The organism is Pseudomonas brassicacearum, from assembly GCF_003732175.1.
Classification (GTDB): domain Bacteria; phylum Pseudomonadota; class Gammaproteobacteria; order Pseudomonadales; family Pseudomonadaceae; genus Aquipseudomonas; species Aquipseudomonas brassicacearum_G.
The window spans coordinates 1-1253 of sequence record NZ_MOBI01000055.1; the positions used below are offsets into that span (position 1 = coordinate 1).

Annotated in this window: 1 protein-coding gene; it reads right to left on the reverse strand. The window is 59.1% G+C overall.

All coding sequences use genetic code 11. The features are described from left to right. Positions 1-123: 123 nt before the first annotated feature. A protein-coding gene (locus BK658_RS29760) for an IS3 family transposase (protein WP_259740171.1) occupies positions 124-1253 on the reverse strand; the annotation gives its coding sequence in 2 pieces (ribosomal slippage) (positions 124-998 and positions 998-1253; 1131 coding nt annotated over the 2 pieces). This gene is flagged as partial in the annotation.

Consider the following 1253-nt stretch of genomic DNA (forward strand, 5'->3'; position numbering starts at 1 on the left):
ACTCGCTCCGCAGCGCTAAACCCTGGAAGCTCAGTTCTGATTCTTCGTTCTTAAAGGTCACCATCCCAAATCAGCGAAACCGGCTGTGGACTTGCCCCTTCAAAACCGGACACCAACTCCCCGTTAAATTGCTGCTGCTGCCAAGCGCCTGAACTCCCTCGGTGAGCGATAGTTCAAGGCGCTGTGCGGATGCTGCTCATTGTAATGTTCGAAGGCAATTGCCAAGTTACGCAGCGCCGTTTCTCGATCCGGCTTGGGCATGTGCGCCACGTAATCACGTTTGATCGTCTTCACGAAGCTCTCTGCCATGCCATTGCTCTGCGGGCTGCGTACTGGGGTGGTCACCGGCTGCAAGCCGATCTGTCGAGCAAACAGGCGCGTCTGTTCGGCGGTGTAGGCCGAACCGTTATCGCTGAGCCACTGCACCGGCGTTGCAGGCAGTTGATCACCGAAGCGCTTCTCCACGCTTTCCAACATCAGGTCGCGGATGTCATCGCTGCTGTACCCGGTCGGGCTGGCGACCCAGCCGATGGCTTCGCGATCACAGCAGTCCAGGGCGAAGGTCACGCTCAGTTTGGCGCCGTCCTCGCAACGGAACTCAAAGCCGTCCGAGCACCAACGCGTATCGCTGGTTTTCACCGCAATACGGCCTTCGTGCCGACGCGCCACACCGGGCTGTTTGAGGCGGCGCTCAAGCAGCAGATTGTGATCACGCATAACCCGGTAAACCCGCTTCACGTTGATCGCGGGTAGCAACTGGGTTTCACGGGCGCGACGCAGCAATCCCCAGACTCGACGGTAGCCATAGCTGGGCAGTTCGCTGACCTGTTGCTGGATTTCGGCCACCAACTCAGCATCGTTCACAGGCCTGCTTCGCCGTGTCTTGGGCGATACCGATTGCTTGATTCGAACCGTTAATTGCGAGCGCGCCACACCGAGACATTCGCTGACCAGTTTCACTGGTCGTCCCCCGGCAACAAGGGTGAGTGCGCAATCCATTTTCGCGACCGGGCGATCTCCACGGCCTCTTTGAGGATTTCTGCTTCCATCGTTTTCTTGCCCAGCATCCGTTGCAGTTCACGGATCTGCTTGAGCGCATCGCTCAGCTCGGAGGCCGGCACCACAGCTTCACCGGCACTGACCGCCGACAAGCTGCCGTCCTGATACAGCTTGCGCCACAGGAACAGCTGGTTGGCATTGATGCCGTTGCGCCGAGCCACCACCGAAACGCTTTGTCCCGGTTCAAGGCTCTC